Source organism: Roseinatronobacter thiooxidans (assembly GCF_001870675.1).
GTDB lineage: Bacteria > Pseudomonadota > Alphaproteobacteria > Rhodobacterales > Rhodobacteraceae > Roseinatronobacter > Roseinatronobacter thiooxidans.
This window is the reverse complement of sequence record NZ_MEHT01000009.1, coordinates 225362-250544: the sequence shown is the minus strand read 5'-3', so window position 1 is coordinate 250544 and position 25183 is coordinate 225362. Positions and strand designations below refer to the sequence as shown.

Below are 25183 nucleotides of genomic sequence, written 5' to 3'. Positions count from 1 at the left end.
ATGTCTGTATCACAAGTTACGGCAAAAGCGGACCCCAAGCCGGGTCAGAGGCGGGTCCGGGTGTTGGTACGCGGCGCAGGTTGCGCCCCGAGATGTCTACTGAAAACAGGGCCGGGTCGCCGCCTTGTGCTTCGCGCGTGAACTTTACTACCCGCCCATTTGGCGACCATGTCGGGCCTTCGTCAAGAAACGAGGCCGTGAGCAGGCGTTCTTCGCTGCCATCTGTGCGCATCACGCCAATATGGAAACGCCCCGCATTGGACTTGGTGAATGCGATCAAATCACCCCTTGGCGACCAGACAGGTGTGGAATAGCGCCCCTGCCCGAAACTGATGCGCCGCGCCTCGCCGCCCGTGGCGGGCATGACATAAATCTGGCTGGTGCCCGAACGGTCGGATTCAAAGGTTATGAACCGGCCATCGGGAGAGAAGCTGGGTGCCGTGGCGATCGAGGGGGAAGAGGTCAGTTGCTGGATCTGCCCAGAGCCAATATCCATGCGGTAAAGGTCGGTATTCCCACCACGCGCCGCCGAGAAGACCAGCGAGCGCCCATCAGGCGAGAAGCGCGGCGAGAAGGTCATCGCGCCGGGAATGTCGCCCACCAGCTGGCGCTGGCCTGTTTGTGTGTTCATCAGCGCGATACGCGGCGCGCCTGTCTCATAGGTCGTATAGATCACGCGGTCCCCCGAAGCCGACAGGCGGGGGCCAAGCACCAGCGCGCGGCCATCGGTCAGATACTGGATATTCTCGCCATCCTGATCCATGATCGCCAAGCGCTTGGTGCGGTTGCCGCGCGGGCCGGATTCGGAAATGAACACCACACGGCTGTCAAAATAGCCGCCTTCGCCCGTGATCCGGCTATAGACCGCGTCCGAGACTTTATGCGCCATGCGCCGCCAGTTGTCGGTGCTGCCCCCAAATTGCAGTCCTTCGCCAATTTGCTGGCCCGACAGCACATCGAACAGCCGGAATTTTACATTCATGCGGTTGCCCGAAACCGACACGGCGCCCGTAATCAGCGCTTGTGTGTTGATCGCGCGCCAGTCCGAGAAGCTGACCCCCGCATCAAAGCTGGAAATACGCGCCAGATGGGCGGATCGGGGTATTTCCCGAAACAGGCCGGTATTTGTCAGGTTGGCCGAAACGACGCGCGCCAGCGCTTCCGAATACTGGCTGCCTGCACTGTTTTCCGGCACGAAAGCAGGCATGGCAAAAGGCATGGGTTCGATCACGCCTTCGGTGATCTGCAAGCGCAGGGGCTGGGCCTGTGCGGGCAGGGTTGCGGCAAAAGCCGCAAGCCAAACCAAAAACAGCGCAGGCAAAATGTGAAAATGCCGGATCATCTGAGCCTCATCCCTTCGGGGTTGAACGTAATTTCAATATCGCGCCACGCGTCGTATTTGTCAGCGGGCAATCCATAGCCGTCCCCTTCGCAGCGTATGATAGCGCGGCGTGCGGCGTCAAATGCCTGTTGTATGGCCGTCTCGGTGCCCCCTGATGCAGACACAATCCGGATAGAGCCTTGTTCGTGCCGCGCGCTCGGCGTCATCGAGAAGCCGACTGTCACTGTCACTTGCTGCGCATCGGTCGAGAGCACACCGATATTCCAGCATTGCTGGATCGCAAGGCGCAGGGCATCGGCCTCTGACGAACTTAGCCCACCGCTGGCGGATGCAGATGTGGTGGATTGCTGTTGCGACAGGGCAGCTGCCAGCGCTTCGGCAATGGCATCTGCGGGGTCTGATTGCGGTTGCGGTGCGGGTTCCGGTTCTGGTGTCGGGGTGGGCGCGGGTGCTGGGGCCGGCGTGGGGGCCGGTGGGGCTTCGGCTGTTTGCGCAGGCGGTGGCGGGGTTGGCCGCTCTGGCCGGGTGCGCGGGCGGGAACTGATTGTGGGGGCCATGGCCGCGCGCTCGGTCGCCCCGTCATCGGTTTCGGTGGCTTCCGTCACGATTTCGGTCGTCGCCTCTGGCGGCGCGGTTTCGGCCTGTTCTTCCTCGGGAAGTTGTGTCTCTGCCTCTGCATCCGGCTGGGCGGCAGGTTGTGCGGCAATATCAAGCTGCGCGCCCTCGGGCGGTGTGTCGGTCGGTGTCGGGGCCACGCGGTCCACAGGGCGCGGGCGCGGACGCTCGCTGACACCGGGCGCAGGGGTGGGCGAGAAGATAACGCCGGTAGAGGGTGCCACGGGTTCAGGCTGCGGCGCGGGCTCTGGCGCGGGTTGGGGTTCGGGCTGCGGCGCAGGCTGGACGGGTTCGGGCGCGCGAATCTCCGGCTCTGGCGCTGGGGCCTCGACAACAGGGGGGGTGGGTTCTGGGGCGGGTGCTGGCGTCGGCACTGGCGCGGGTTCAGGTTCCGGGCGCGGTGCGCTGAGCGCTGCAAATTCCTCGGTCGAAATCAGCGACACATCGGTGACAGGAATAGCGGTGCTGCGATCAGGGGCTTGAAAAATATCGAAAATCATCACCCAGATGATCAGACCAACATGCGCAACACCCGAGACTTTCTGTCCCGTGTCCATGCCGTGCCATATGTCGCGTGCGCTTATCATCTGCCAATACTGGCCTTTACACCAGATGTACTCAGTTGCCCGCGCCGTCGAAGCGCGGACCACCTTGTTCAGTCACCAGACCGATATTGTTGAACCCGCCCGAATTCAGCGCCCCCATCACCTGAACAACGCGCTCATACGGGATGGTTCCATCGGCGCGCAGGAAAACCTTGTTGTCGCGCCGCTCTGCCGCGACTGCGCGCAGGCGGGGGATCAGATCATTCGGGTCAATCTCGGAGGACATGATCAGAACGGTTCCGTCAGCCGTCAGCGTAATCGAGAGCGGTTCTTCCTGCTCGGCGGGCAATGCCCCCGCAGAGGTGTGCGGCAATTCCACCGGCACGCCAACGGTCAGCATCGGCGCTGCCACCATGAAGATGATCAACAGCACCAGCATCACATCCACAAAGGGTGTGACGTTGATCTCGGACATGCGCGCGGCGCCACCGCGCCGCCTGCGCCGCCCCGTGCCCCCGCCTTTTTTGGCAAATTGCGCACCCATGGGTCAGGCCGCGTCCAGCTGGCGTGACAGGATGGTATTGAACTCATCCGCGAAGGCTTCGTACCCCGAGATGATCGCATCGCTGTCATCGGTCAGCTTGTTGTAAAAGATCGTCGCGGGAATCGCGGCCAACAGGCCAAGGCCGGTTGCCAGCAGCGCCTCGGCAATGCCGGGTGCGACAACGGCCAGATTGGTGGATTGCGCCAGCGCGATTTCTTCGAACGCGTGCTTGATCCCCCAGACCGTGCCGAACAGCCCCACAAAAGGCGATGCAGACCCGACAGAGGCAAGAAAGGTCAACCCGCCGGTCAGATTGCGCGTCTCTTTCGTGATCGCCACATCCATCGATCGGTCGATCCGCGCCACAGCGCCCGGGATCAACCGGCCATCCGCGCGGTGAGAGCGCCGCCATTCGGTCATGCCTGCCGCGAAAACACGTTGGGGCGAGGTTGCGGGCGCAGGGCCGATCTGGTCATAAAGTTCATCCAGCGGCTCGCCCGACCAGAAGGCCGCGTCAAATTCCTCGGCATCATTGCGCGCGCGCCGGTACAGAATATGCTTCTGAATGATGATCGCCCAAGACCAGAAAGATGCGATGATCAAACTGATCATCACCAACTGAACTGTAATGGTCGCTCGCGCAAAAAGAGCCAGCAGCGAGAAATCAATCTCCTGCGTCGCTGTCAGGGTCGTCTGGTCCATGGGCCTGCTCGCGTTAGATGTGCCGCTCTCAGGGCGGCTTTGACGCAGACCATACAACAAGACAAGCGCAACACCAACACAAGCACGTTATACATAGGGTTTATAAGGGGGGAAATCGCCTATTTTTTCGGTCAGGGGACGCGGCAGCGGTTGGGGACGACCGGAATCGGCCAGACAGACCAAAGTGACCTCGGCTTTGAACAGGGTTTTGCCCCCCCGGCGCACAGTTTGCCACAGCACCAGCCGCGCGCCGGAATGGCGCAGATACTCTGTCGTGACATCCAGCATGTCGTCGTAATGCGCGGGCGCCAGATAGTCTGCCACCACGCGCCGCACCGCAAAGACGCCTTGCCCCTCTGCCTTCATCCGCGCCTGATCCAGCCCCAGTTCGCGGACCCATTCACTGCGCGCGCGTTCAATGAATTTCAGGTAATTGGCGTAATAGACGATCCCTGCAAGGTCTGTATCCTCGTAATAGACGCGAATGCGGTGGGTGTGGGTCATGGGCTGGCCTTGGGTATGGTGCGCGCCGGTTATAGGTTGCGCGCCTGTTTGCTGCAATCAGGGCATGGGTTGTTACACGTGTGCAACGGTTTAGGTGCTGGTGCGTAGACACTATGTGAAGGAGTCGCAAAATGACCAAAAGAAAAACCCTGTTCATCACCGGCGCATCCAGCGGAATCGGCGCGGCCACAGCACGGGTCGCGGTTGCCGCGGGCTGGAATGTGGGGCTGATGGCGCGCAGTGCCGACAAACTGGACGCGCTGGCGCGAGAGCTTGGCGATTCCAGCCTTGCGGTTGCGGGCGACGCCACTGATCTGGCCGCCCAAGAAGACGCGATTGCGCGGGTGGCCAAGCATTTCGGCAGGGTTGATGCGGCATTCGCCAATGCGGGCATGGGCCTTGACACACCGGGCACCGAAGCGGGCGATCCTGAAGAGTGGCGCCGCATGATTGACCTGAACATCATGGCGCTGCTGTATACCACGCGCGCCGCCCTGCCAGAGCTGCGCAAGACGAAGGGCCAGCTTGTCCTGACAGGGTCAGTTGCGGGCAAGCTGCATATCGCGGGGTCCATTTATGGCGCAACCAAATGGTTTGTGCAGGGCTATGCAGGCAATATGGCGCAGGAGATGCGCGAATGGGGCGGGCGCTGCACACTCATCGCGCCCGGTATGGTGGACACGCCGTTTTTCTCGGAACCCAAGCCGGACAAGCTGAAACCCGAAGACATTGCCAATGCTGTGGTCTTTGCGCTGTCGCAACCCGCCCATGCGGCAATCCCCGAGATTGTGGTCATGCCCACAGGCTAAGCGGATTTATTGCAGGCTGGCGATCCGCGCGCCAAGTCGCAGCGCATGGGTGGGGTCGGTTGCCACCGCAGGCAAAACCGGATCATAGGCCGCACGGATGAGTGCGCCAATCTCGGGGCGCAGGATCGTGGCCCCGCCCGCCACGGCCAGCGCCGAGCGGTCGCTGAAGGCCCTGTCCGACCATAGCAAGATCACCTGCACCGCCTGTGATAGGGCAAGCGTCTGGGCGGGCACCTGCTGCAATGCGTCATCCATGCGGATGAAGACAAACGCGGCACGGATGGCGTTGCCTTCATCAAAGCGGAACACGCGATATTGGTTGGCATCTGCGGCGCGCAGCCGTGTGACCAGCGGCCCTAAACCGTCGATCAGCCGCTCGAGGTTGGGCACTTCCAGCAACTCTGACCAGTCCTGAAAGAAGAACACCATCAGATTGGCCCCCAATTCGGGGTCCGTTTCGGCCATTTTGTGGTTTGCCAGTGTCACCACGGCTTCGATCGCGCCTTTGACAGTGGCAAGGGTGGCGTCATCCACACCAAAGACCACAGGAACGATGGGCCGCCCCCAGCGTGCGCACAGATATTGGCCATCTGCGCGGGTGAAAAGCTGCTCGATCTGGTCTGTCTGCATGGGCCTGTCCTTTCGCGGGCCTGCCATAGGCCGGAACCGCAGGCCGCGCAAGCTGTCGCGCTTGTGTCACATTCGCGTGACACGGGCAGGCAAGTTGCGTATAGGCGAAATCTGGGTGTTCGATGCGGATTTGACTCGTGGTCATCAGGCTTTTTCTTCTATGTCTTTTCTTGGGGTTGCCGCTGTCTGCACAGGCACAATTGCGCGCGCAAGACGGGCTGGCGGCCTTGGATGCGGGCGACGGCGAGCGCGCGGCTGCGATCTGGGAAGCGCTGGCAGAACGTGGCGATGTGCTGGCCCAGTATAATCTGGCCGTACTGCTGGCCTCGGGCGAGGGTGCCGATGCGCAACAGGCGCTGCACTGGTTTGAAGCCGCCGCCGCGCAATCCCATCTGGGTGCGCAACTGGCGCTGGCGGATATGCAGGCAGGGCAGGGCGCGTGGCACAAGGCACAGCATTGGTACATGCAGGCCGCCAAGGCAGGGTCAGGGCCTGCGCAATTCGCCTTGGGCAAGATATTGGAGCGCGGATTGGCCGGACCGCCCGATCTTGATCAGGCCGTCATCTGGTATCAGGCCGCCGCTGAACAAGGGATGGCAGAGGCGCAGTTTGCACTTGGTGCGGCATTGGCGGAACAAGGGCAGGGGGCGGCTGCCGCAGATTGGTTTGAAGCCGCTGCGCAACAGGGGCATGTGGTGGCGCAGCACAATCTTGCGCTTGCGCTGGCGCGCGGGGTGGGCCGTGATCAGGATATGGCACAGGCGCGGCAGCTTTATGTGCAGGCGGCCCGTGCGGGCCATGCGCCGTCTCTCTACAATCTAGGATTGATGCAGGCGCAGGGGCGCGGGGGCGCACAAAGTTTTCGCAAGGCGCTGGCCTTGGCAATGCTTGCCCAAACCGCAGGGCATGGCGCGGCCGACAACCTGATTGAGGCTTTGCACGACGTGATGACAGCCGAGGCGATATCGCAGGCCGCAGCCTTGGCCATAGAGTGCAGCACCGATCCCGGGATATGCGGCTGAGGGCAGCGCCCCCAGCCGCAACGCCGCTTAGCCGGCAGCTTTCAACTGCAATCTGCGCGCATGCAAGACCGGCTCGGTATAGCCCGAAGGCTGTTCGCGGCCCTTGAACACCAGATCACAGGCGGCCTGAAAGGCGATGCTGTCGAAACCGGGTGCCATCGGGCGATAGGCGGTATCGCCTGCATTCTGGCGGTCCACCACTTCGGCCATGCGCTTCATGGCATCCATGACCTCATCTTTCGACACAACCTCATGATGCAGCCAGTTGGCAATATGCTGGCTGGAAATACGGCAGGTGGCGCGGTCTTCCATCAGGCCCACATCATTGATGTCGGGCACTTTGGAACAGCCAACGCCCTGATCCACCCAGCGCACCACATAGCCCAGAATGCCTTGCGCGTTATTTTCCACCTCGCGCAGGATCTGGTCGCGGTCCCATTTGCGGAACGAGGCAAGCGGGATGTCCAGCAATGCCTCGACATGGGCGCGCCGCCCGCCCTTGGCCAGCTTCTCTTGCACCTTGCGCACATCGACCTGATGGTAGTGCAGCGCATGCAATGTGGCCGCAGTGGGCGAGGGCACCCAAGCGGTCGATGCGCCCGATTTCGGATGCTCGATTTTCGCCTCCAGCATGCCCGCCATCTGGTCGGGCATGGCCCACATGCCCTTGCCGATCTGCGCACGCCCCATGAGCCCGCATTCAAGGCCGATATCGACATTGCGATCTTCATAGGCTTTGATCCAACCTTTGCGCTTGATGAAATCCTTGCGCGAGAAGGGGCCTGCCTCCATGCTGGTATGGATTTCATCGCCGGTGCGGTCCAGAAAGCCGGTATTGATGAAGGCCACACGGTGGCGCGCGGCGTGGATGCATTGTTGCAGGTTCACGGATGTGCGGCGTTCTTCATCCATCACGCCCATTTTGATCGTGTTGGCGGGCAGCCCCAAGACCTGTTCAACGCGGGCGAAAATCTCATCTGCGAAGGCCACTTCTTCGGGGCCATGCATCTTGGGTTTCACGATGTAGATCGACCCCTCGGCAGAGTTGCGCGGCCCGCCGGTCTTGCGCAGATCATGTACCGCGCAAAGCGAGGTGATCATGGCATCCATCAGCCCCTCGAACACCTCATTCCCGTCATGGTCAAGGATTGCGGGGTTGGTCATCAGATGGCCGACATTGCGCACCCATAGCAGCGCGCGCCCCTTCAGTACCTTGGCACTGCCATCCGGCGCGGTAATCTCGATATCGGGATTCAGGCGACGGGTGAGTGTTTTGCCGCCCTTTTCCAGATCGGCGCTCAGGTCGCCTTTCATCAGGCCCAGCCAGTTGGAATAGGCCTGCACCTTGTCTTCGGCATCGACACAGGCCACGGAATCTTCGCAATCCATGATGGCAGAGAGCGCAGATTCCGCGCGCACATCGGCCAGACAGGCCTGATCGCGCCCGCCAATCAGATGCGCGCGGTTGAACACCAGTTCGATATGCAGGCCGTTATTGACAAGGAACACAGAGTCGGGCGCGCGCGGATCGCCAATATAGCCAGCGAATTTGGCAGGCTCTTCCAGCGGTTTACCATCGACCAGCAGCGCGCCGCCCTTGACATGATACAGCCGCGCATCGGCATGGCTGTGGCCTGCCAGCGGGAAGGCGGCGTCCAGAAACACCCGCACACGCGCCACAACACGCGCGCCGCGCCCCTGTTCATAGCCCCCCGCAGGCGGCAGGCTGCCCATGGCATCTGTGCCATAAAGCGCGTCATACAGGCTGCCCCAGCGCGCATTCGCTGCGTTCAGCGCGTAGCGCGCATTGGTGATCGGAACAACAAGCTGCGCGCCCGCGATCGTGGCAATCTCGGGGTCGACATGGGTGGTTTCAATCTGAAACGGTGCCGCCTCTGGCAGCAGATAGCCAATCTCTTCCAGAAAGGCCTTGTATGTGTCGCGATCATGGCTGTGATTGCGATGTGCGATATGCCACTGGTCGATCTGGTCTTGCAGATCGGCGCGTTTGTTCAGCAATGCGCGGTTTTTGGGGGTCAGATCATGGATCATTGCGGAAAACCCGCGCCAGAATTGCGCGGCGTCCAGCCCCGTGCCCGTCAGGGCCTGTTCTTCAATGAACGCGCAGAGCGTCTGACTGACCTGTAGCTGGTCACGTTCTACCATAGTATTCATGCCTGTTCCCTTGGATGTCTTCATATGCCACCTGAATTGTGCACAGCGGTGTACAATATTACCCTCAGTCGCAGCGACAAGTCCAAATTCCCACCCCTGTTCAAAATAAAGCCAAATCCTGTGGCGTTGCTCGAATATTCTCCTAAGAGTTGTTTTTGATCTTATTTTTATCTCTTTGCTCATGTTATAGCAAAAATACGCAAAAGTTATATCCGCGGCGCAATGTGGTTGCGTGTTGGGCAGAGGGTGTCAGCGAATGGGACGCGCGTGGCACCGTGTGGCGTTGTAGAGTGATCCTTGACTGAAGGAAGGCCAGATTATGAAACCCTTGGATCTGGGATGTATCAGCGAAGGCAGTGACGTGGCTTTGCCCCAAATCCTAGATGGGATCTGCGCAGATTTTGGTCTGGATTATGCCGCTTACGCAGGTGTCAACACAATCGACAATTCCATTCATGGTGTGGTGAACTACCCCGATGCATGGAAAGAGCATTATGTCGAACATGGTTTTCAGGCGATTGATCCGACCTTGATCATGGCATCCAGAAGTGTGGGTGTGGTGGATTGGACGCGCCTGCAAGAAACTGAGGGTTTCCACACTGTGTTCCGGGATGCGGCGGATTTCGGCATCGGCACCAAGGGGCTGACAATACCTGTGCGCGGGCCATATGGCGACAGGGGCATGTTCAGCGTTGTGCGCGAATGCTCGGAGGGCGAATGGTCCAGCCTGCGCCGTGAAATCATCAGCGGCCTTCAGACACAGGCGACCTTGTTTCATGACCGGCTGATGCGGCACGGGCGTACCATGGCAGCCATGCGCCAACCTGCATTGTCGGAACGGGAAAAAGAAATCCTGCAATGGATCGCGGCAGGCAAGTCGCAACCGGATATCGGGGTGATCCTGACCATTTCTACCCGCACGGTCGAGGTGCATCTGCGCTCTGTGCGCGAAAAGCTGGGTGCGTTGACCACGCCGCAGGCTGTGGCCCGTGCCATTGGCATGGGGCTGATCTACCCAATCTGAAATTTCCGTCATTGCCAGTCAGCGTGGCCAAGCGCTGCGTGGCGGCGGTTGCGCGCTGTCTACGGGATTCCCACAATAGCGCCCCTGCCCACTCCAGCGCACAGTTGTATCACGGTGAAATCTAGCTCAACAAAGGGGGCGAAAATGATTCTTGTAGTTGATGCGCTCAACAAGCATTTACATAGCGATATTTTGGATGAGATGTTTCGTTTGCGGGCGCGGGTCTTTGGCGACCGGCTTGGCTGGGATGTGCAGATCGAGAACGGGCGCGAAATTGATGCGTTCGATTATCTGGACCCTGCCTATGTGATCGGGCTGGATGAATCGGACAGGGTGGTGGCATGTGTCCGCGCCTTGCAGACAACAGGGCCACATATGCTGGCCGATGTGTTTTCGGATATCTTGCAGGGGCAGGCGCCGCTGCGTTCGGCCACAATATGGGAATCCACGCGGTTTTGCGTGGATACGGATGCCCTTGAAATGTCAGGGCGTGGTGTTGGCACAGTGTCGCGGGCGACATGCGAATTGATGGTGGGGTCGCTGGAATATGCGCGCGCCAGCGGGATCGAGGATATCATTACTGTCATCGATCCGGTGATGAACCGCGTGTTGAAGCGATCTGACAATGCGCCGTATGATTATGTCGGTGCGACGGTCCAGATGGGCAAAACCAAAGCCCTTGCCGCGTTGCTGGATTGCTCGGAAGAGCGGATTGCACGCGTGCGCGCCTTTGCCGGGATCGAGGGAGATGTCTTTCTGGACGAGCAGGCCCTGGCCAAAAGGCGTGCAGGCCGTGTGAAAGCGGCGCTGGATTGCGGGACCATGCCCGCGGGGGTTGCGCAATACCTGATCGAGCAGATTGACGCGGCAATGTCAGTGACGGAAATTTCTGCCGCGCTGTCTCTGGCCGAAGACTTGCTTGGCCCGGTCGCGGTTCCTGCTGTCAAAAGTCTTGCAAAAGGCTAAGGCAGGGCGGCGTTTCATGAACAGACTGACTGTGCTGGCGGGTGGTGAAACCTTCACTGTCAGCATGAAGAGGGTACGAGGGTTCAATACCAGACTGTGCAGCTGCATGATAAGGATACACAGCTTTTTATGCTTGTCATGCGGCTGCCGCATCGCCCGCTGCCCTGCAATGGTGCAAGGGCGGTGAAGGGGCACCACGCGCTATACAGGCACCATGCGGTGTGCAGGTCAGGTCCGCTACCCGCCCAATATATATGCGCGCGGGGACAGGTCAGGGCCGAGCAAGTAGAGCGCGGTGTCACCAATTGCGGCCACTGTACCCCCCTCCAGAGGATCGCCTTGTCGCAGGCGCAGGATATGCCCGTCGGGCAACCGGACAAGGGCATGGCGCCCCGCATTCTGTTCGATGACAGCGATCAAAACGATATGGTCAAGATCGATCTGCGCGGTTTGCGTTGCCATGTCATGCAGGGTCTGGCCATGTGGCAGCACAAAGCTGCGCTGTGATTGCGTGCTCAGGCTGAAGGGAAGTGGCACAAGCGTCGGGTTCAGCGCGCCATTGCGCAAAGATGCTTGCACGGGAATTGGCGTGTCTGGCGCGCGCCAGTGGCTTGCGCCTTGCGCGATGGCATGGGCGTCCGGCCCGTCCTGTGGTGCAGGCATACAGGCAGGACCCTCGTTACATGCGGTCTGGGGGGATGCGGGAACAGGGCAAAACCGTGTATCCTGCGCGCAATGGTCCACAAGACCGCTTGTCAGCAAAAGCGCGCAAAACGGCACCGAAATCTGAAGCGGCCAGAATAGCCAACGGCGCGGCTGTGCCCGTATATCGGGGTGTTTACAGATAACGTCATTCTTGTGCAGGGGCATGTCGATACATCCGCCAGAATTGTCCAACCATGACCCGAGAATACCCAAGGTTTCTTTAGAAAAGCTGAACAAGGCGGGCCGGCGGCCCTTTATCCCGCGCATGGCGTGCCGCTGCGTGCCCCCTGCAAAATCTTGTCAGGCCCGCGCAAACAGCACCAAGGGGGAACCCTATGGCCGGTGGCCAGGTCTAGTAGCCGCGCGCGGTGTCCACTTGATACAGCAGCTCTGCGCCAGATTCGACCCGTGCAATATTGTTTGCCACCACCAGCGACGCCGATTTCGCGCGGGTGGTCGCGGCAATATGTGGCGTGATGGTGACATGGGGATGGCCCCAAAACAGATGATCAGCAGGCAATGGCTCTATCCGGAACACATCGAGCGTTGCGGCCGCGATCTGGCCATCATCCAGGGCCGCCAGAAGTGCGTCATCCTCTATCAAGGCACCCCGGCCCGGATTGATGATGTGCGCGCCCTTTGGCATCAGGGCGAAGGCACGCGCGTCCAGAATATTCTCGGTCTGGGGCGTCAGCGGCAGCAATGTCACAAGAATTTCCGCGCGTTGCAGCAAGGTGTCGAAGCCCTCGCGCCCATGATGGCAGGTGACATCCGCCACCTGTTTTGGCTGCGATGACCAGCCTTCAACCGCGAATCCGAGCCCTGCAAGCGCTGTGGCACAGGCGCGCCCCAATTCGCCCATCCCAAGAATACCCACCACACGCTCGGGTGCGAGAGGGGGTTCTTGCGGCACCCAAGTGCCGGGGGCGGCGGTGATATGCGCATCCATGCCCAAGTGATAGCGCAGCACATGGCCGCACACATACTCGACCATCCCCCGCGTCAGTGCAGGGTCAACCATGCGCGCCAATGGCTGTGTCAGCGTGGGGTTGCCCACGATCTTCTCGACCCCTGCCCAAAGATTGAGAACCGCCTTGCAGCGCGTGTAAGGGGTGAAATCGCGCAGGGTGCTGGCGGGGGAGTAGATGATATATTCCACTGCTTCCGGCATGGCCTTGGTGACCAGATCGATCTGCAACCCGTATTGCGTAAAGGCTTCGGTCAGGGGGGCCAGATATTCTGCAAATTCTGCATCACCTGCGGCAAACAGGACGGTCAGTGTCACGATGGCAACCTCGCGCGGTGGATATGAGTGGATTGGACAAGGCCGAAGCCCACCATGATAACGATCATCGCTGACCCGCCATAAGACACCAGCGGCAATGGCACGCCCACCACAGGGGCAAGCCCCATGACCATTGCCATATTCACAGCGAAATACAGGAAGAATGTGCCGATCACACCCATGACCAGCAATGCGCCGAAACGGTTTGTGGTGCGTATGGCGGTCAGCAGGCACACCCCGATGACCAGCATATATAACAGCAGCAGAGAGGAGGCACCGACAAAGCCGAATTCCTCGGCCAGTGTGGTGAAAATGAAATCAGTGTGCTTTTCTGGCAAAAAGTTCAGCCGCGCCTGTGTGCCTTCCATAAAGCCGCGCCCCGACCAGCCGCCAGACCCAAGTGCGATCATGGATTGGTTGATGTGATAGCCCGCGCCCAGCGGGTCCAGTGTCGGGTCCAGAAACGCATCGATGCGGCGGAACTGGTAATCTTTCAGCAATTGCCAATCTGTTCCGCGCGAACTCATGACCGCTGTTACCAGCCCGATAGCGCTGCCGATAATGGCGGCGAAATACCCCCAATGCACCCCTGCGGCGAATATCACCACACCGCCCCCCAGCGCGACCAGCAGCGCCGTGCCCAGATCAGGCTGGCGCAAGACCAATAGCGCGGGCAACAGCGCGATGGCAGCTGCCACTGCAACCCATAACGGATGCGACACTTTCTTAAGGCTGAGCCAGTCATAATAGGCGGCCAGCGCCATGATTGTCGTGATCTTGGCCAGTTCCGAAGGTTGCAGCCGGAACGGGCCAATCACCAGCCAGCGCTTTGCGCCCATGCCAATTGTGCCAAAAAATTCCACCCCCAGCAGCAGCAGTACCGAGGCGACATAGGCCAGCCCCGCGATAGAGCGCCAGAACCACAGCGGCACGAAGGCCACAAAGAACATGATCGCCAAGCCCAGAGCAAAGCGTTTCATCTGAGGGTCGGCCCAAGGGCGCAGATTGCCGCCTGCAATGGAATACAGCATCAGAAAGCCGTAACAGCCCACAGCGATCAGCAGCGCGACCAAAGGCCAGTTCAGATACAACACCTTGGTCAACCCTGAGGGCATGCGTTTTGTGTTATATTCCAGATAACTCATGCGCGGCTGATCCGCATGTCTTCGGGGCGGCGCAGGCGTTCTTGCATGTCTTGCTGTTCGGAATGGATGCGGTTTCGTTGCGGGGCAGGGTAGGCGGACAGCGGCGGCATCCCGTCATTCAGCGCAGCCAGCGTGATATCGCGCCCGATGGGGGCCGCTGCGGAGGAGCCGCCGCCGCCATGTTCCACCACCACAGCCACAGCAACGCGCGGCGCATCGAAGGGGGCATAGCTGACAAAAAGCCCGTGGTTGCGCCGGTTCCATGGCAGGTCTTCTTGCCTGCGCACACCGGCATCGCGTTCGGCGCGCGTGATCGAGAACACCTGACTTGTGCCGGTTTTGCCTGCCATCAACTGCCCCTCTGCCACCACGCGAGAGGAATAGGCCGTGCCGCGCCGGTCATTTACAGTGTCGCTCATGCCGCGGCGGATCATGCGCAGCCATTCAGGGCGCAGATCAAGGCTTGCGGCCTGTTGCTCTGCGCGCGCACTCGGATCACGGATCAGACGGGGCAGAATGGCCTTGTTAGAGGCCAGACGCGCAGTCATGACAGCAAGTTGCAGCGGCGTGCTTAGCACAAAACCCTGCCCGATCGAGGCATTGACTGTATCACCGATACGCCATTCCGCGTTGCGGTTGTTGCGCTTCCATTCGCGCGTCGGGTTCAGCCCGGCCGAGACGGATGTGATCGGCAATTCATAGCGAATTCCCAGTCCCAGCCGTGTCGACATTTCATTGATCTTGTCGATGCCGCAGCGCTGCGCAATCTCGTACATATAAACATCGCAGCTTTCCGCCAGTGCCGAGACAAGGTCCACACGCCCATGCCCGCCGCGTTTCCAGCAGTGAAAGCGGTTGCCGGACACATCCATATGGCCCGGACAAAAGACACGTTCCTGCCCGTCGGTGACACCGGCTTCCAGCGCGGCAAGGGCTGTGACCATCTTGAAGGTGGACCCGGGCGGATACATGCCCTGAACTGTTTTGTTCAGAAGCGGGCGATAGTCGTTTTCCAGCAGGCTGTTGAAATTGGTGGTGGAAATACCGCGCACGAACAGGTTTGGGTCAAAACTGGGACCAGAGGCCAGCGCCAGAATGTCGCCGCTCTCGACATCGAGAACCACAGCCGCAGCGCTTTGGCCATGCAACCGTTCCAGCGCATAATTTTGCAACCGCGCATCCAGTGTCAGATGCACATTGCCGCCCGGTGTGCCCTCGACCCGGTCCAACTCGCGCATCACGCGGCCTACGGCGTTGACTTCGACACGCTGTGATCCGGCACGCCCGCGCAGCCTGTCTTCCTCCATCCGCTCGACCCCGCTTTTGCCAATCTGGAAGCGCGGGATCATCAACACGGGATCAGGGGTTTCAAGCGCTTCCAGATCGCGCTCGGATACGGGGCCGACATAGCCCACCACATGGGCTGTGTCTTCGCGCAGCGGGTAGAAGCGCGACAGGCCCATTTCCGGCGTGACACCGGGCAATGCGGGCGCATTTGACGCGACGCGGCTGATTTCTTCCCAACTCAACCGCTCTGCCACAGTGACCGGCACAAAGGGCCGGTTGCGCAGCATATCGCGGCGCGCGCGCTCGATATCGTCTTCGCTCAAGGGGATCAGCCGCGCAAGGCGCGAGAGCACCAGATCAATATCGCCCGCATCATCGCGCTTGATGACAACACGGTAATTCTGTTCATTCCCTGCCAGCAAAACGCCATTGCGATCAAGGATCAAGCCGCGTGTCGGGGGAAGCAGGCGCAGGTTGATGCGGTTTTCATCGGCCAGCAGGCGGAATTGTTCGGACTGGTTCAACTGCATGTCGCGCAAGCGCCAGAACAAGGCCCCTGCGACCCCAAGTTGCACCCCGCCCAAAAGCAGCCCCCGACGGCTGATAATGCGCCGGCTATGTTCCTGTTCGCGTTCCGAGCGTTTCACAATCTTTGCCCCAAAGCATCTACTTCGCCTGTTGCGGGTTTGCGCAGCCCGAACACAAAATGCGACACCGCAACCACGACAGGATAGACCGCCACCGTGCCCAGAAACTGCGCCAAGCTCAAGCCAAGGGGCACTTGCGGCACCATCACAATTGCGAGCATCGCGCGATTTGCAAGAAACATAACCAGCAACAACCCTGCGACCAACAAATATTCCAGCCAGAACCCATAGCCGCGCAATTGTTCGGTGCGGCTGCGCAGGTATTCGCTGGCCATCAGAATAATCAGCGCCCAAAGTCCGGGCGGCCTGAGCAACAGGATATCTTCGATAAAGAAATATCCGACAATGACAGGGGCAGGCAACAGGTCAGGGCGTCTGACCACCCATGCCAGCGTGAGGCATAGCAGAAAATCCGGCGCGGGCAGGTTGGCAAGGGTAAAGCCTGCATCGCTGCCTGCGATCACATCCTGCCCGGCCATATCCTGCGACAGGCCATAACTGCCAAGTGGCAACAGCCGGTAGAATGTCATCAATGCGGCCAGCCCGAGGAACAGGGCAATATACATCAACCGCTGGGTCTGGCGCTGGTCAACCATCGGCGGCATCGCCGGATGCAGGGCTTGACGGGGTGGGCGGCGTCCAACTGTCCTGTCCCTCAAGCTCCAACATGTCTGGTGCGATCAGATCGCCGGTATTGGTAATGCGCTCCATCGGGCGCGAGCGCAGCACGCGCAAGAATTCCAACCGCCCGTAATCGGCAGAAATGCGTACGCGCAATCTGCGGTCACTTGTGGCGACCACTTCGCCCACAAGAATACCGGCAGGAAAGACGCCGCCATCATCGGAACTGATGACTCGGTCGCCCGGGCGCAGGTCGTCGGGCGTTTCGATAAATTCCAGAACCGGATATGTGGAATTGTCGCCAATCAGCATTGCGCGCTGCCCGGATGGCTGCACCACCACAGGCACGGCGCTGGCTGTATCTGTAAGCAGCACAACACGCGCGGTGCGTTGGCCCACCCCTGCAATGCGCCCCGCCAGTCCCAACCCGTCCATGACCGCCCAGCCATCTTGCACACCGTCGCGCGCGCCGACATTCAACAAGACCGATTTGCGAAACGGAGAGCCGCTATCGGCCATGACCACGCCAGTCACATGGGTGAGTTGCGGGTCAAGCCGCACCTGATTCAGGTCCAGCAACTGTGCATTGCGCTGCTCCAGTTGCAGGGCGGCTTCGCGCCATGCGCGCATCTGCTGCAATTCGCGGCGCAATTCCTGATTCTGCTCGACGATGCGGGCGTAAGAGCGGAAATTCTCGGCCAGCGCCACGCCGCGCGCGACAGGGCGCATCGCCCAGTCGAAAGACGGAACAACGCGGTCGATGACCGCCATGCGGAACTGTTCCACCCTTGGGCTGTCAATGCGCCAGATCACGAAGATCAGCAGCAATAAAACGCCCAGCAAACCTATCAGGATGCGCCTGACGGGGCGGATAAAATCCTGATCCTGTCTGCGATCTTCTGCCACACGCTACACCCTGCGACTTGCATCCTCAGCTGTCATAATCAATGGCGTGACGCAGCTGTTTTTCATATTCAAGCGCCTTGCCCGTGCCGATGGCCACGCAATGCAGCGCTTCGTCCGCGACCGAGATGGACAGGCCTGTTTGCTCGCGCAGCGCCAGATCCAACTCTCCCAACAATGCACCGCCGCCTGTCAGCATGACGCCGCGATCCACAATATCGGCAGCCAGATCGGGCGGGGTGGTTTCCAGAGCGATCATGACAGCCTCGCAGATGGTGGTCACGGTTTCGGCCAGCGCTTCGGCCACCTGTGCCTGCGTGATCTCGGCTTCTTTCGGGACACCATTCAGCAAATCGCGCCCGCGCACCAGCATTGACTTGCCGCGCCCGTCATCGGGCATGCGCGCAGTGCCGATGGCGCATTTTATTTTCTCGGCGGTTGATTCGCCGATAAGGAGGTTCTGGTTGCGGCGCAGGAAGCTGACAATCGCCTCATCCATCCGGTCGCCGCCCACCCGTACAGAGCGTGCATAGACGATATCGCCCAGCGACAGCACGGCCACTTCAGTGGTCCCGCCACCGATATCGACCACCATCGAGCCTGTGGGGTCAGTGATGGGCATGCCCGCACCAATGGCCGCCGCGATGGGTTCCGAGATCAGCCCTGCGCGCCGCGCGCCCGCTGACAGCACAGATTGACGGATCGCGCGCTTTTCAACAGGTGTTGCGCCATAGGGCACGCAGACAATAACTTTTGGCTTTGAAAACACAGTGTTACGATGAACTTTGCGGATGAAATGCTTGATCATTTCTTCGGCCACATCGAAATCCGCGATCACGCCATCCCGCATGGGGCGAATGGCCTCGATGCTGCCGGGGGTGCGGCCCAGCATCAGCTTGGCATCTTCGCCCACCGCCAAAACGGCTTTGCGCCCGTCTTTGGAATGATACGCGACAACAGAGGGTTCGTTCAGGATAATCCCGCGCCCTTTCACATAAACCAAAGTGTTGGCCGTACCAAGGTCAATTGCCATGTCTGACGAGAACAGACTTGGGAAAAATTTCATGCGGATATCCCGTCATTCATGGTGAGTCGGTCCAGCTTCGCAATACCGAGCTTTGCATGCCTTATAGGGTGCAGCACTGCATGCGGTAAAGGGGGGGGCAGTGAGAGATTGGCGGTAATTGGCCTGACACCCCGCACAGAGCCGTGATAGGCTGCGCGCGGGCAGGGGAATGGCGCAAATCGGCGCTTTGCCAGCAGGGGCGAAGCCGGTGTTCAGGCTTGAGGCCCCGGCGCAAAGGCCGGGGCTGCGCTGCGACAGCGTTTGGGTGCTTTCTCGACTTGCCGAAACGCGGTAACATTCTGGTTTGCCGCAATTCCAAACCGGAAAAACTGTGTCAGTTTTTCCTGAAACTGCCTTAGCCGGCGCTGGACATCAGCGCCGACAGGTTGCCGCGATGGCGGTGCAACACCAGACGGTTGAGCGCGTTGAGATACGCCTTGGCAGAGGCCACGACTGTGTCGGTATCCGAGGATTGCCCCGAATAGACCACGCCATCCTGCATCAGCCGCACGCTGACAGTGGCCTGCGCATCGGTGCCTTCGGTCACGGCATGGACCTGGTACAGTTCCAACCGCGCCTCGTGCGGGAACAGCATTTTGACCGCGTTAAAGGTGGCATCCACCGGCCCATCGCCTGTGGCATCGATGAATTTGTCGGTCCCGCCAATGCTGAGTGTCATCTCTGCCTCTTGCGGGCCATCTGTGCCGCAGATCACGCGCAGCTTGCGAAGTTGCAAAAACGCATCTTCGTCATTGAGGCTGGCTTCGGCCATCAGCGCGATCAGGTCGTCATCATAGACTTCCTTCTTGCGGTCGGCCAAAGCCTTGAAGCGCACAAAGACATCTTTCAACTGGTTGTCGCCCAGCTCGTATCCCAGTTCTGACAGTTTCGCGCGCAGTGCCGCGCGGCCCGAATGCTTGCCCATCACCAGATTGGTTGCCGCCAGCCCGATATCTTCAGGGCGCATGATTTCAAACGTTTCCTTGTTCTTCAGCATTCCGTCCTGATGAATGCCGGATTCATGCGCAAAAGCGTTTTTGCCCACCACAGCCTTGTTATACTGCACAGGAAAGCCCGACACGGCCGCAACCATGCGCGAGATGCCGATGATCTTTTTCGTATCAATACCCGTGCGGTAAGGCAGAATGTCATTGCGCACGCGCAGCGCCATCACCACCTCTTCCAAGGCGGTATTGCCCGCGCGTTCGCCAAGCCCGTTGATCGTGCATTCGATCTGGCGCGCGCCCGCTTCCACAGCGGCCAGCGCATTGGCGGTGGCCATGCCAAGGTCATTGTGGCAATGCGTGGCAAAAATGACCGTATCGGCGCCGGGCACGCGGTCGCGCAACATGGCAATCAACTCGGCGCTTTCGCGCGGATAGGTGTAGCCCACAGTGTCGGGAATGTTGATTGTTGTGGCCCCCGCCTTGATCGCGGTTTCCACCACGCGGCACAGATAGTCATGCTCGGTGCGGGTGGCATCCATGGGGGACCATTGCACATCATCGCACAGGTTGCGCGCATGGGTCACAGTTGCATGGATGCGCGCGATCATCCCGTCCTTGTCCAGCGCGGTAATCTCGCGGTGCAGGGGCGAGGTGCCGATGAACGTGTGAATACGCCCGCGCGGGGCATGTTTTACAGCCTCCCAGCAGCGGTCGATATCGGTCAGGTTGGCGCGTGACAGCCCGCAAATGACGGAATTCTTGGCGTTGCGCGCAATTTCGGACACGGCATTGAAATCCCCTTCCGATGCGATGGGAAAGCCCGCCTCGATGATATCGACGCCCATTTCATCCAGAAGGGCCGCAATTTCCAGTTTTTCAGAATGGCTCATGGTTGCGCCGGGGCTTTGTTCGCCATCGCGCAGGGTTGTGTCAAAGATCAGAACGCGGTCCTGCTTGGCCGGGGTAGATGTCATGGGATGTTCCTGTCGGGACTGTTTGGCTGTGTCGTCTTGCATTTCGGGGCGCTTGTCACCTCTGAGCGGCGCGCCCGCAAGGGGACACGCTCAGAGGCTGCTAAGAAGTAGCAGGCCACTGGAATGCAGCGCAAAGCGCGGGCAGGTGATTTCAGCGCATAATCTCATAGGGCGGACTATAGGCAGCCGCGCAAGGCTTGAAAACCCTATTTTTACCAGCGCACCCCCCCGCACGCGCTGCGGTCTTGCTTGACTCCGCCCGCAGCCCCCCGCATGAAGCCCGCGACAGGCAGCCGATTGGACAGGACGCATGACATCGATTGACGGCAAGAAAGACGGGCTTTGGGAGAATATCAAGACGATCATCTACGCGCTCTTGATAGCGGGTCTGTTTCGGACATTGTTCTTTCAGCCGTTCTGGATTCCCTCCGGCTCTATGAAGGAAACACTGCTGATTGGTGATTTCCTGTTCGTGAACAAAATGGCCTATGGCTATTCGCGCTATTCCTGCCCGCTGGGCATTTGCCCGTTCGAGGGGCGTGTTTTTGCCTCCGAGCCAGAGCGCGGCGATATTGTCGTGTTCCGTCATCCGGGCACGGGGGCGGATTACATCAAACGCCTGATCGGCCTGCCCGGTGACCGTGTGCAAATGCGCGATGGCCAGTTATGGCTGAATGACGAAGCAGTGCCGCAAGACCCGGCAGGCGAGTTTGTCGAGGTCTATGAGCGTCAGGGCGGTGCAGGCCAGTTTCCGCGCTGTGAAAACGCACCTGTCGGGCAGGGCGGCGAGTGCCGCAAATCTCGCATGATCGAGACATTGCCCAATGGTGTCAGCTATCCTGTGTTGAACATCACCGATGGTAGCGCGGGCGACAACACACCTGTATTCACAGTGCCAGACGGACATTTCTTCTTTATCGGGGACAACCGCGACAACTCGCTTGACAGCCGCATGCCGCGTCAGGTGGGTGGCGTTGGTATGGTTCCGTTCGACAACCTGATCGGACGCGCGCGCCATGTTGTCTTCTCGGCCGAAGGGCGTTCGCTGTTCTTTGTCTGGACATGGCGCAGCGACCGGCTGTTCACGAGGTTGCAGTGAAGCTGTCAGCCGATCTGATTGCGTTTTCGGCCCGTCTGGGCCATGATTTTGCGCGCCCCGAGTTGCTGCTGCGTGCGCTGACGCATCCGTCAATGTCCTCGCCCTCGCGGCCTGACAACCAGCGGCTGGAATTTCTGGGCGACCGCGTGCTTGGGCTGGTCATGGCCGAAGCGCTGCTTCAGGCCGACAAGGCGGCCAGCGAAGGCCAGCTTGCGCCGCGCTTCAATGCGCTGGTGCGCAAGGAAGCCTGCGCCGAGATTGCGCGCGCCATCAATCTGGGCGACGCATTGAAGCTGGGACGCTCCGAGATGCTGTCGGGCGGGCGGCGCAAGGATGCGGTGCTTGCGGATGCGATCGAGGCCGTGATTGCCGCTGTCTATCTGGATGCGGGCTTTGACGCTGCACGCAATGTTGTGTTGTGCCACTGGGCCTCGCGGCTTAAGGCTGTTGATGCAGATGCGCGCGATGCCAAAACCATGTTGCAGGAATGGGCGCAGGCACGCGGCCAGACGCCGCCAACCTATCTGGAAGTCATGCGATCCGGCCCTGACCATGCACCGGAATTTACGATACAGGCGCAACTGGACAGCGGAGAGGCCGCGCAGGCCGTCGCAGGGTCCAAACGGCAGGCCGAACAGATGGCCGCGCGCGCCCTACTTCAACGGCTGGAGGCCGAAACATGACAGACACCCCAACCCGCGCGGGCTTCGTCGCCCTGATAGGTGAACCCAATGCGGGCAAATCCACCCTGACCAACCGCATGGTCGGTGCCAAGGTCAGCATCGTGACCCATAAGGTGCAGACCACGCGCACCCGCATTCGCGGCGTGGCCATCGAAGGGGCAGCGCAGATTGTCTTTGTCGACACGCCCGGCCTGTTCCGCCCGCGCCGCCGTCTGGACCGCGCGATGGTCGCAGCCGCATGGGGCGGGGCGGCTGATGCCGATGTCGTGGTGCTGCTGGTCGAGGCGCATCGTGGCCTGACTGAAGGCACACAAGCCATTATCGACGCGCTGAAAGACCGCATCAGCGCGGGGCGCAAAGTGGCGCTTGCCATCAACAAGATTGACCGCGTCAAGGCCGAGGTTTTGTTGGCGCTTTCGGCGAAACTGAACGCGGCGTATCCTTTTACAGAGACCTTCATGATTTCGGCTGAGAAGGGGCATGGCGTCGATGCGCTGCGCGGCTGGCTGGCCGAGGCCCTGCCCGAAGGGCCATGGCTGTACCCCGAAGACCAGATCGCCGATCTGCCCATGCGCATGATCGCCGCAGAAATGACGCGCGAAAAACTGACGCTGCGCCTGCATGAAGAACTGCCCTATCAGATCACAGTGGAAACCGAACACTGGCAGGAACGCAAAGATGGCTCGGTGCGGATTGACCAGCTGATCTATGTGGTGCGCGATGGTCACAAGGGCATTGTGCTGGGCAATAAGGGCGAGACGATCAAATCCATCTCACAGGCCGCCCGCGCCGAGATTGCCGAATTTCTGGGCCGCCCCGTGCATCTGTTCTTGCAAGTGAAAGTGCGTGAAAACTGGCTGGAAGAGGCAGAACGCTATTCCGAAATGGGGCTGGAGTTCCGCGACGGCAACGCATGAGCGCGCGGCTGGCCTCTGGGATATGGGTGTCAGCCTATTTGCGGCGGCTGCAAATGCTGGGAATTCCCGCCTATGTCATCACGCGCGGCGATGAGGTGGCAGGCGCTGTGCTGGTGAAACTTGCACTGATGGACGGCACCGCGCGCGCTTATACCCGCAGCTTTGATCTGCAAAGCGATACACGCATCTGGCAGGTTCTGGTCGAGGGGGGCGAGCAGGATGTAGACGCCGCCATCACCCGCCAGCGCAGCTTTGATCCCGATCTTTGGGTGATCGAAGTGGAAGATGCACGCGGGCGCGATTTGCTGGCTGAAATGGGCTAGTGGGCAGAGATGGCCCCAAGACCTGCGACATCAAATATTCCGGCGCCGATGGCGTGCTCTGGGACTCTCTACTTTCGCGCAGTTTGGGCGCTGGTGTTCTGCGTCTGACATCAGGTTCCGCCCATCGGTAACGAGGGTCGGCAATGCGCGGCGGGCCTGCGGCGCTTGCTTCCGCGCAGGGTATGTCTGAAAAGCCCTCCTTCCAGCCGTGGGGACTCTTGTGTGAGGTGCAGGACAGCGGCTTCAAGCCCATCATCGGCATTATCTGTCCCGCTATAGGGAAAAGTATGTTGCAAACGGAACGTCACACCCGGCAACTGTCCGCCCGCGATGAAAGGGTGAAAATGCCGCTTGTGCAGATGCAACACGACTGTCGATTGCCTTGCTGCCTTCGCTCGGGTTTTCTGGAACCGATGGGATGGCGCAGTTTCAAAACCGTTGCAAGATCTGATCCCAACGCCTACGCAAGACATGTCATTCTGACGGTATAGCGCCGCGCATGTTGTGAGGCTGTCATCTGAAATTTTGGTTGCGCTCAAGGCTCAGATGCCGGGATGCGTAAGCATTCCTCGTCTTTGTCGCCAATGCGCAGTCCAACACGCGCCAAGGCGATGGTGGGTCTTTAAGGCAGTTCGACGAGGGTAATTGGGGGGCGGCCGCTTCTTATTGTCATCAAACTTTCACGCAACTGTCACCGCGCTGTTACCAAGCGGCACTAGCTGCGCAGTCATGAAGGTATCTGAAAGGAACATGACATGACTGCAAGGCTTCTCTCGACAGTGGCACTGGGCATTGCGCTGGCGCTGCCTGCGGGCGCTTTCAATCTTGACCCGCGCTTTACCGATGCGGATGGCGATCTTGTTGCCGACATTCCGACCGACCCCAGCGCGTGGGTGGACCCGGCAGTTCTGGTTTTTGCATATACCCCAGTTGAAGACCCGGCAGTTTATGAAGATGTATGGGCCGAGTTTCTGGATCATATGTCACAAGCCACTGGCAAGCCCATCCAGTTCTTTCCGGTCCAGTCGAACGCGGCCCAGCTAGAAGCGATGCGCGCAGGCCGCCTGCATGTGGCTGCTATGAATACAGGCGGCAACCCGATTGCCGTGGCCTGTGCCGGTTTCCGCCCCTTTGCGATGATGGCGGCGGAAGACGGGTCTTTCGGCTATGAGATGGAGATCATCACCTATCCCGGTTCCGGCATCGAGACGCTGGAAGACCTTGACGGGCGTCAGCTTGCCTTCACATCTGAAACCTCGAATTCCGGCTTCAAGGCCCCGCAAGCGCTGCTGGAATCCGAATTCGGGCTGGTGGTTGACGAAAACTACACCCCTGCCTTCTCGGGCGGGCATGACAATTCGATCCTTGGTGTGGCAAATCAGGACTATGACGCCGCCGCCATCGCCAATTCGGTTCTCACACGGATGGAAGCGCGCGGCGTTGTCAGCCGTGACGATCTGGTGACGATCTACAAATCCGACACTTTCCCGACGTCGGGCTATGGCACGGTCTACAACCTGCACCCCGAGCTTCAGGAAAAAATCCGCGATGCGTTCTTCAGCTTTGAATGGGCAGGCACGGGTCTGGAGCGCGAATTTGGCGCACAAAACGAGAGCCAGTTCATTCCGATCACATTTCAGGAAAACTGGTCGGTCATCCGCCAGATCGATGCAGCCATGGGCGTAACCTATACCTGCAACTGA

The 25183-nt window shown here is 60.1% G+C and carries 24 protein-coding genes; 9 read left to right on the top strand and 15 right to left on the bottom strand.

The genetic code is table 11. From position 1 onward, the window contains the following. Positions 1 to 16: 16 nt before the first annotated feature. The 5 genes from tolB to ybgC form a co-directional block, all read right to left on the bottom strand. On the bottom strand, positions 17 to 1339 hold the full coding sequence (gene tolB / locus BG455_RS05765) for a Tol-Pal system beta propeller repeat protein TolB (RefSeq protein ID WP_425438718.1): 1323 nt from the start codon (positions 1337 to 1339) through the stop codon (positions 17 to 19). Beyond that, the gene (locus BG455_RS17640; protein WP_071469154.1) at positions 1339 to 2514 is read right to left on the bottom strand and encodes a hypothetical protein; all 1176 of its coding nucleotides are present in this window, start codon (positions 2512 to 2514) and stop codon (positions 1339 to 1341) included. The genes tolB and BG455_RS17640 overlap by 1 nt, the downstream gene beginning before the upstream one ends. Positions 2515 to 2575: 61 nt before the next feature. Next, complete coding sequence (gene tolR / locus BG455_RS05755; RefSeq protein WP_071468998.1) at positions 2576 to 3046, bottom strand: protein TolR; 471 nt, start codon at positions 3044 to 3046, stop codon at positions 2576 to 2578. A 3-nt stretch (positions 3047 to 3049) separates the two neighbouring features. Beyond that, positions 3050 to 3748, bottom strand: a complete 699-nt coding sequence (gene tolQ / locus BG455_RS05750; RefSeq protein ID WP_071468997.1) for a protein TolQ — start codon at positions 3746 to 3748, stop codon at positions 3050 to 3052. Positions 3749 to 3835: 87 nt separating this feature from the next. Beyond that, positions 3836 to 4252 carry a tol-pal system-associated acyl-CoA thioesterase gene (gene ybgC / locus BG455_RS05745; protein WP_071468996.1) on the bottom strand — a complete coding sequence of 139 codons (417 nt, stop codon included), beginning with the start codon at positions 4250 to 4252 and terminating at the stop codon, positions 3836 to 3838. Between the two features lie 131 nt (positions 4253 to 4383). Between ybgC and BG455_RS05740 the strand changes: the two genes are divergently transcribed. Continuing rightward, a complete protein-coding gene (locus BG455_RS05740; protein WP_071468995.1) occupies positions 4384 to 5061 on the top strand; it encodes an SDR family oxidoreductase in 678 nt (225 codons plus the stop codon). A gap of 6 nt (positions 5062 to 5067) precedes the next feature. Here the strand turns inward: BG455_RS05740 and BG455_RS05735 are convergent, their stop codons facing one another. Continuing rightward, a complete protein-coding gene (locus BG455_RS05735) occupies positions 5068 to 5691 on the bottom strand; it encodes a hypothetical protein (protein WP_071468994.1) in 624 nt (207 codons plus the stop codon). Between the two features lie 170 nt (positions 5692 to 5861). Here BG455_RS05735 and BG455_RS05730 point away from each other — a divergent pair, with 170 nt between their 5' ends. After that, positions 5862 to 6713 (top strand): tetratricopeptide repeat protein, encoded by an 852-nt coding sequence (locus BG455_RS05730; RefSeq protein WP_071468993.1) that lies wholly within the window; start codon positions 5862 to 5864, stop codon positions 6711 to 6713. A gap of 27 nt (positions 6714 to 6740) precedes the next feature. Here BG455_RS05730 and BG455_RS05725 read toward each other — a convergent pair whose 3' ends face one another. Further along, positions 6741 to 8888, bottom strand: a complete 2148-nt coding sequence (locus BG455_RS05725; RefSeq protein WP_071469153.1) for a malate synthase G — start codon at positions 8886 to 8888, stop codon at positions 6741 to 6743. A 319-nt stretch (positions 8889 to 9207) separates the two neighbouring features. Here BG455_RS05725 and BG455_RS05720 point away from each other — a divergent pair, with 319 nt between their 5' ends. Together BG455_RS05720 and BG455_RS05715 are read left to right on the top strand one after the other, a co-directional pair. Next, positions 9208 to 9912 carry an autoinducer binding domain-containing protein gene (locus BG455_RS05720; RefSeq protein ID WP_071468992.1) on the top strand — a complete coding sequence of 235 codons (705 nt, stop codon included), beginning with the start codon at positions 9208 to 9210 and terminating at the stop codon, positions 9910 to 9912. 144 nt (positions 9913 to 10056) lie between these two features. Then, complete coding sequence (locus BG455_RS05715) at positions 10057 to 10878, top strand: acyl-homoserine-lactone synthase (protein WP_071468991.1); 822 nt, start codon at positions 10057 to 10059, stop codon at positions 10876 to 10878. A 237-nt stretch (positions 10879 to 11115) separates the two neighbouring features. Here the strand turns inward: BG455_RS05715 and BG455_RS17070 are convergent, their stop codons facing one another. The 8 genes from BG455_RS17070 to BG455_RS05675 all read right to left on the bottom strand — a co-directional run bounded on the left by BG455_RS17070 (position 11116) and on the right by BG455_RS05675 (position 20458). Continuing rightward, positions 11116 to 11541, bottom strand: coding sequence for a pilus assembly protein PilP (locus BG455_RS17070; protein WP_143079883.1), 426 nt, complete (start codon positions 11539 to 11541; stop codon positions 11116 to 11118). 394 nt (positions 11542 to 11935) lie between these two features. After that, entirely contained in the window at positions 11936 to 12868 is a 933-nt protein-coding gene (locus BG455_RS05705) for a 2-hydroxyacid dehydrogenase (protein ID WP_071468989.1), read from the bottom strand. Then, positions 12865 to 14013 carry a rod shape-determining protein RodA gene (rodA, locus tag BG455_RS05700; RefSeq protein ID WP_071468988.1) on the bottom strand — a complete coding sequence of 383 codons (1149 nt, stop codon included), beginning with the start codon at positions 14011 to 14013 and terminating at the stop codon, positions 12865 to 12867. The genes BG455_RS05705 and rodA overlap by 4 nt, the downstream gene beginning before the upstream one ends. Further along, positions 14010 to 15947: a penicillin-binding protein 2 gene (mrdA, locus tag BG455_RS05695; protein ID WP_071468987.1), complete on the bottom strand. Its 1938-nt coding sequence runs from the start codon at positions 15945 to 15947 to the stop codon at positions 14010 to 14012. Before mrdA ends, rodA begins: the two co-directional genes overlap by 4 nt. Further along, on the bottom strand, positions 15944 to 16543 hold the full coding sequence (locus tag BG455_RS05690) for a hypothetical protein (RefSeq protein ID WP_071469152.1): 600 nt from the start codon (positions 16541 to 16543) through the stop codon (positions 15944 to 15946). The genes mrdA and BG455_RS05690 overlap by 4 nt, the downstream gene beginning before the upstream one ends. Then, positions 16536 to 17474 (bottom strand): rod shape-determining protein MreC, encoded by a 939-nt coding sequence (mreC, locus tag BG455_RS05685; protein ID WP_071468986.1) that lies wholly within the window; start codon positions 17472 to 17474, stop codon positions 16536 to 16538. Before mreC ends, BG455_RS05690 begins: the two co-directional genes overlap by 8 nt. Before the next feature lie 25 nt (positions 17475 to 17499). Then, positions 17500 to 18537 carry a rod shape-determining protein gene (locus BG455_RS05680; RefSeq protein WP_071468985.1) on the bottom strand — a complete coding sequence of 346 codons (1038 nt, stop codon included), beginning with the start codon at positions 18535 to 18537 and terminating at the stop codon, positions 17500 to 17502. A 355-nt stretch (positions 18538 to 18892) separates the two neighbouring features. Continuing rightward, entirely contained in the window at positions 18893 to 20458 is a 1566-nt protein-coding gene (locus BG455_RS05675) for a 2-isopropylmalate synthase (protein WP_071468984.1), read from the bottom strand. A gap of 310 nt (positions 20459 to 20768) precedes the next feature. Here BG455_RS05675 and lepB point away from each other — a divergent pair, with 310 nt between their 5' ends. The 5 genes from lepB (at position 20769) to phnD (ending at position 25183) form a co-directional block, all read left to right on the top strand. Continuing rightward, the gene (gene lepB, locus BG455_RS05670; RefSeq protein ID WP_071468983.1) at positions 20769 to 21557 is read left to right on the top strand and encodes a signal peptidase I; all 789 of its coding nucleotides are present in this window, start codon (positions 20769 to 20771) and stop codon (positions 21555 to 21557) included. Continuing rightward, positions 21554 to 22240, top strand: coding sequence for a ribonuclease III (rnc, locus tag BG455_RS05665; RefSeq protein WP_071469151.1), 687 nt, complete (start codon positions 21554 to 21556; stop codon positions 22238 to 22240). The genes lepB and rnc overlap by 4 nt, the downstream gene beginning before the upstream one ends. Further along, entirely contained in the window at positions 22237 to 23157 is a 921-nt protein-coding gene (gene era / locus BG455_RS05660; protein ID WP_071468982.1) for a GTPase Era, read from the top strand. Before rnc ends, era begins: the two co-directional genes overlap by 4 nt. Continuing rightward, on the top strand, positions 23154 to 23480 hold the full coding sequence (locus tag BG455_RS05655; protein ID WP_071468981.1) for a DUF1491 family protein: 327 nt from the start codon (positions 23154 to 23156) through the stop codon (positions 23478 to 23480). The genes era and BG455_RS05655 overlap by 4 nt, the downstream gene beginning before the upstream one ends. 755 nt (positions 23481 to 24235) lie before the next feature. After that, complete coding sequence (gene phnD, locus BG455_RS05650) at positions 24236 to 25183, top strand: phosphate/phosphite/phosphonate ABC transporter substrate-binding protein (RefSeq protein ID WP_071468980.1); 948 nt, start codon at positions 24236 to 24238, stop codon at positions 25181 to 25183.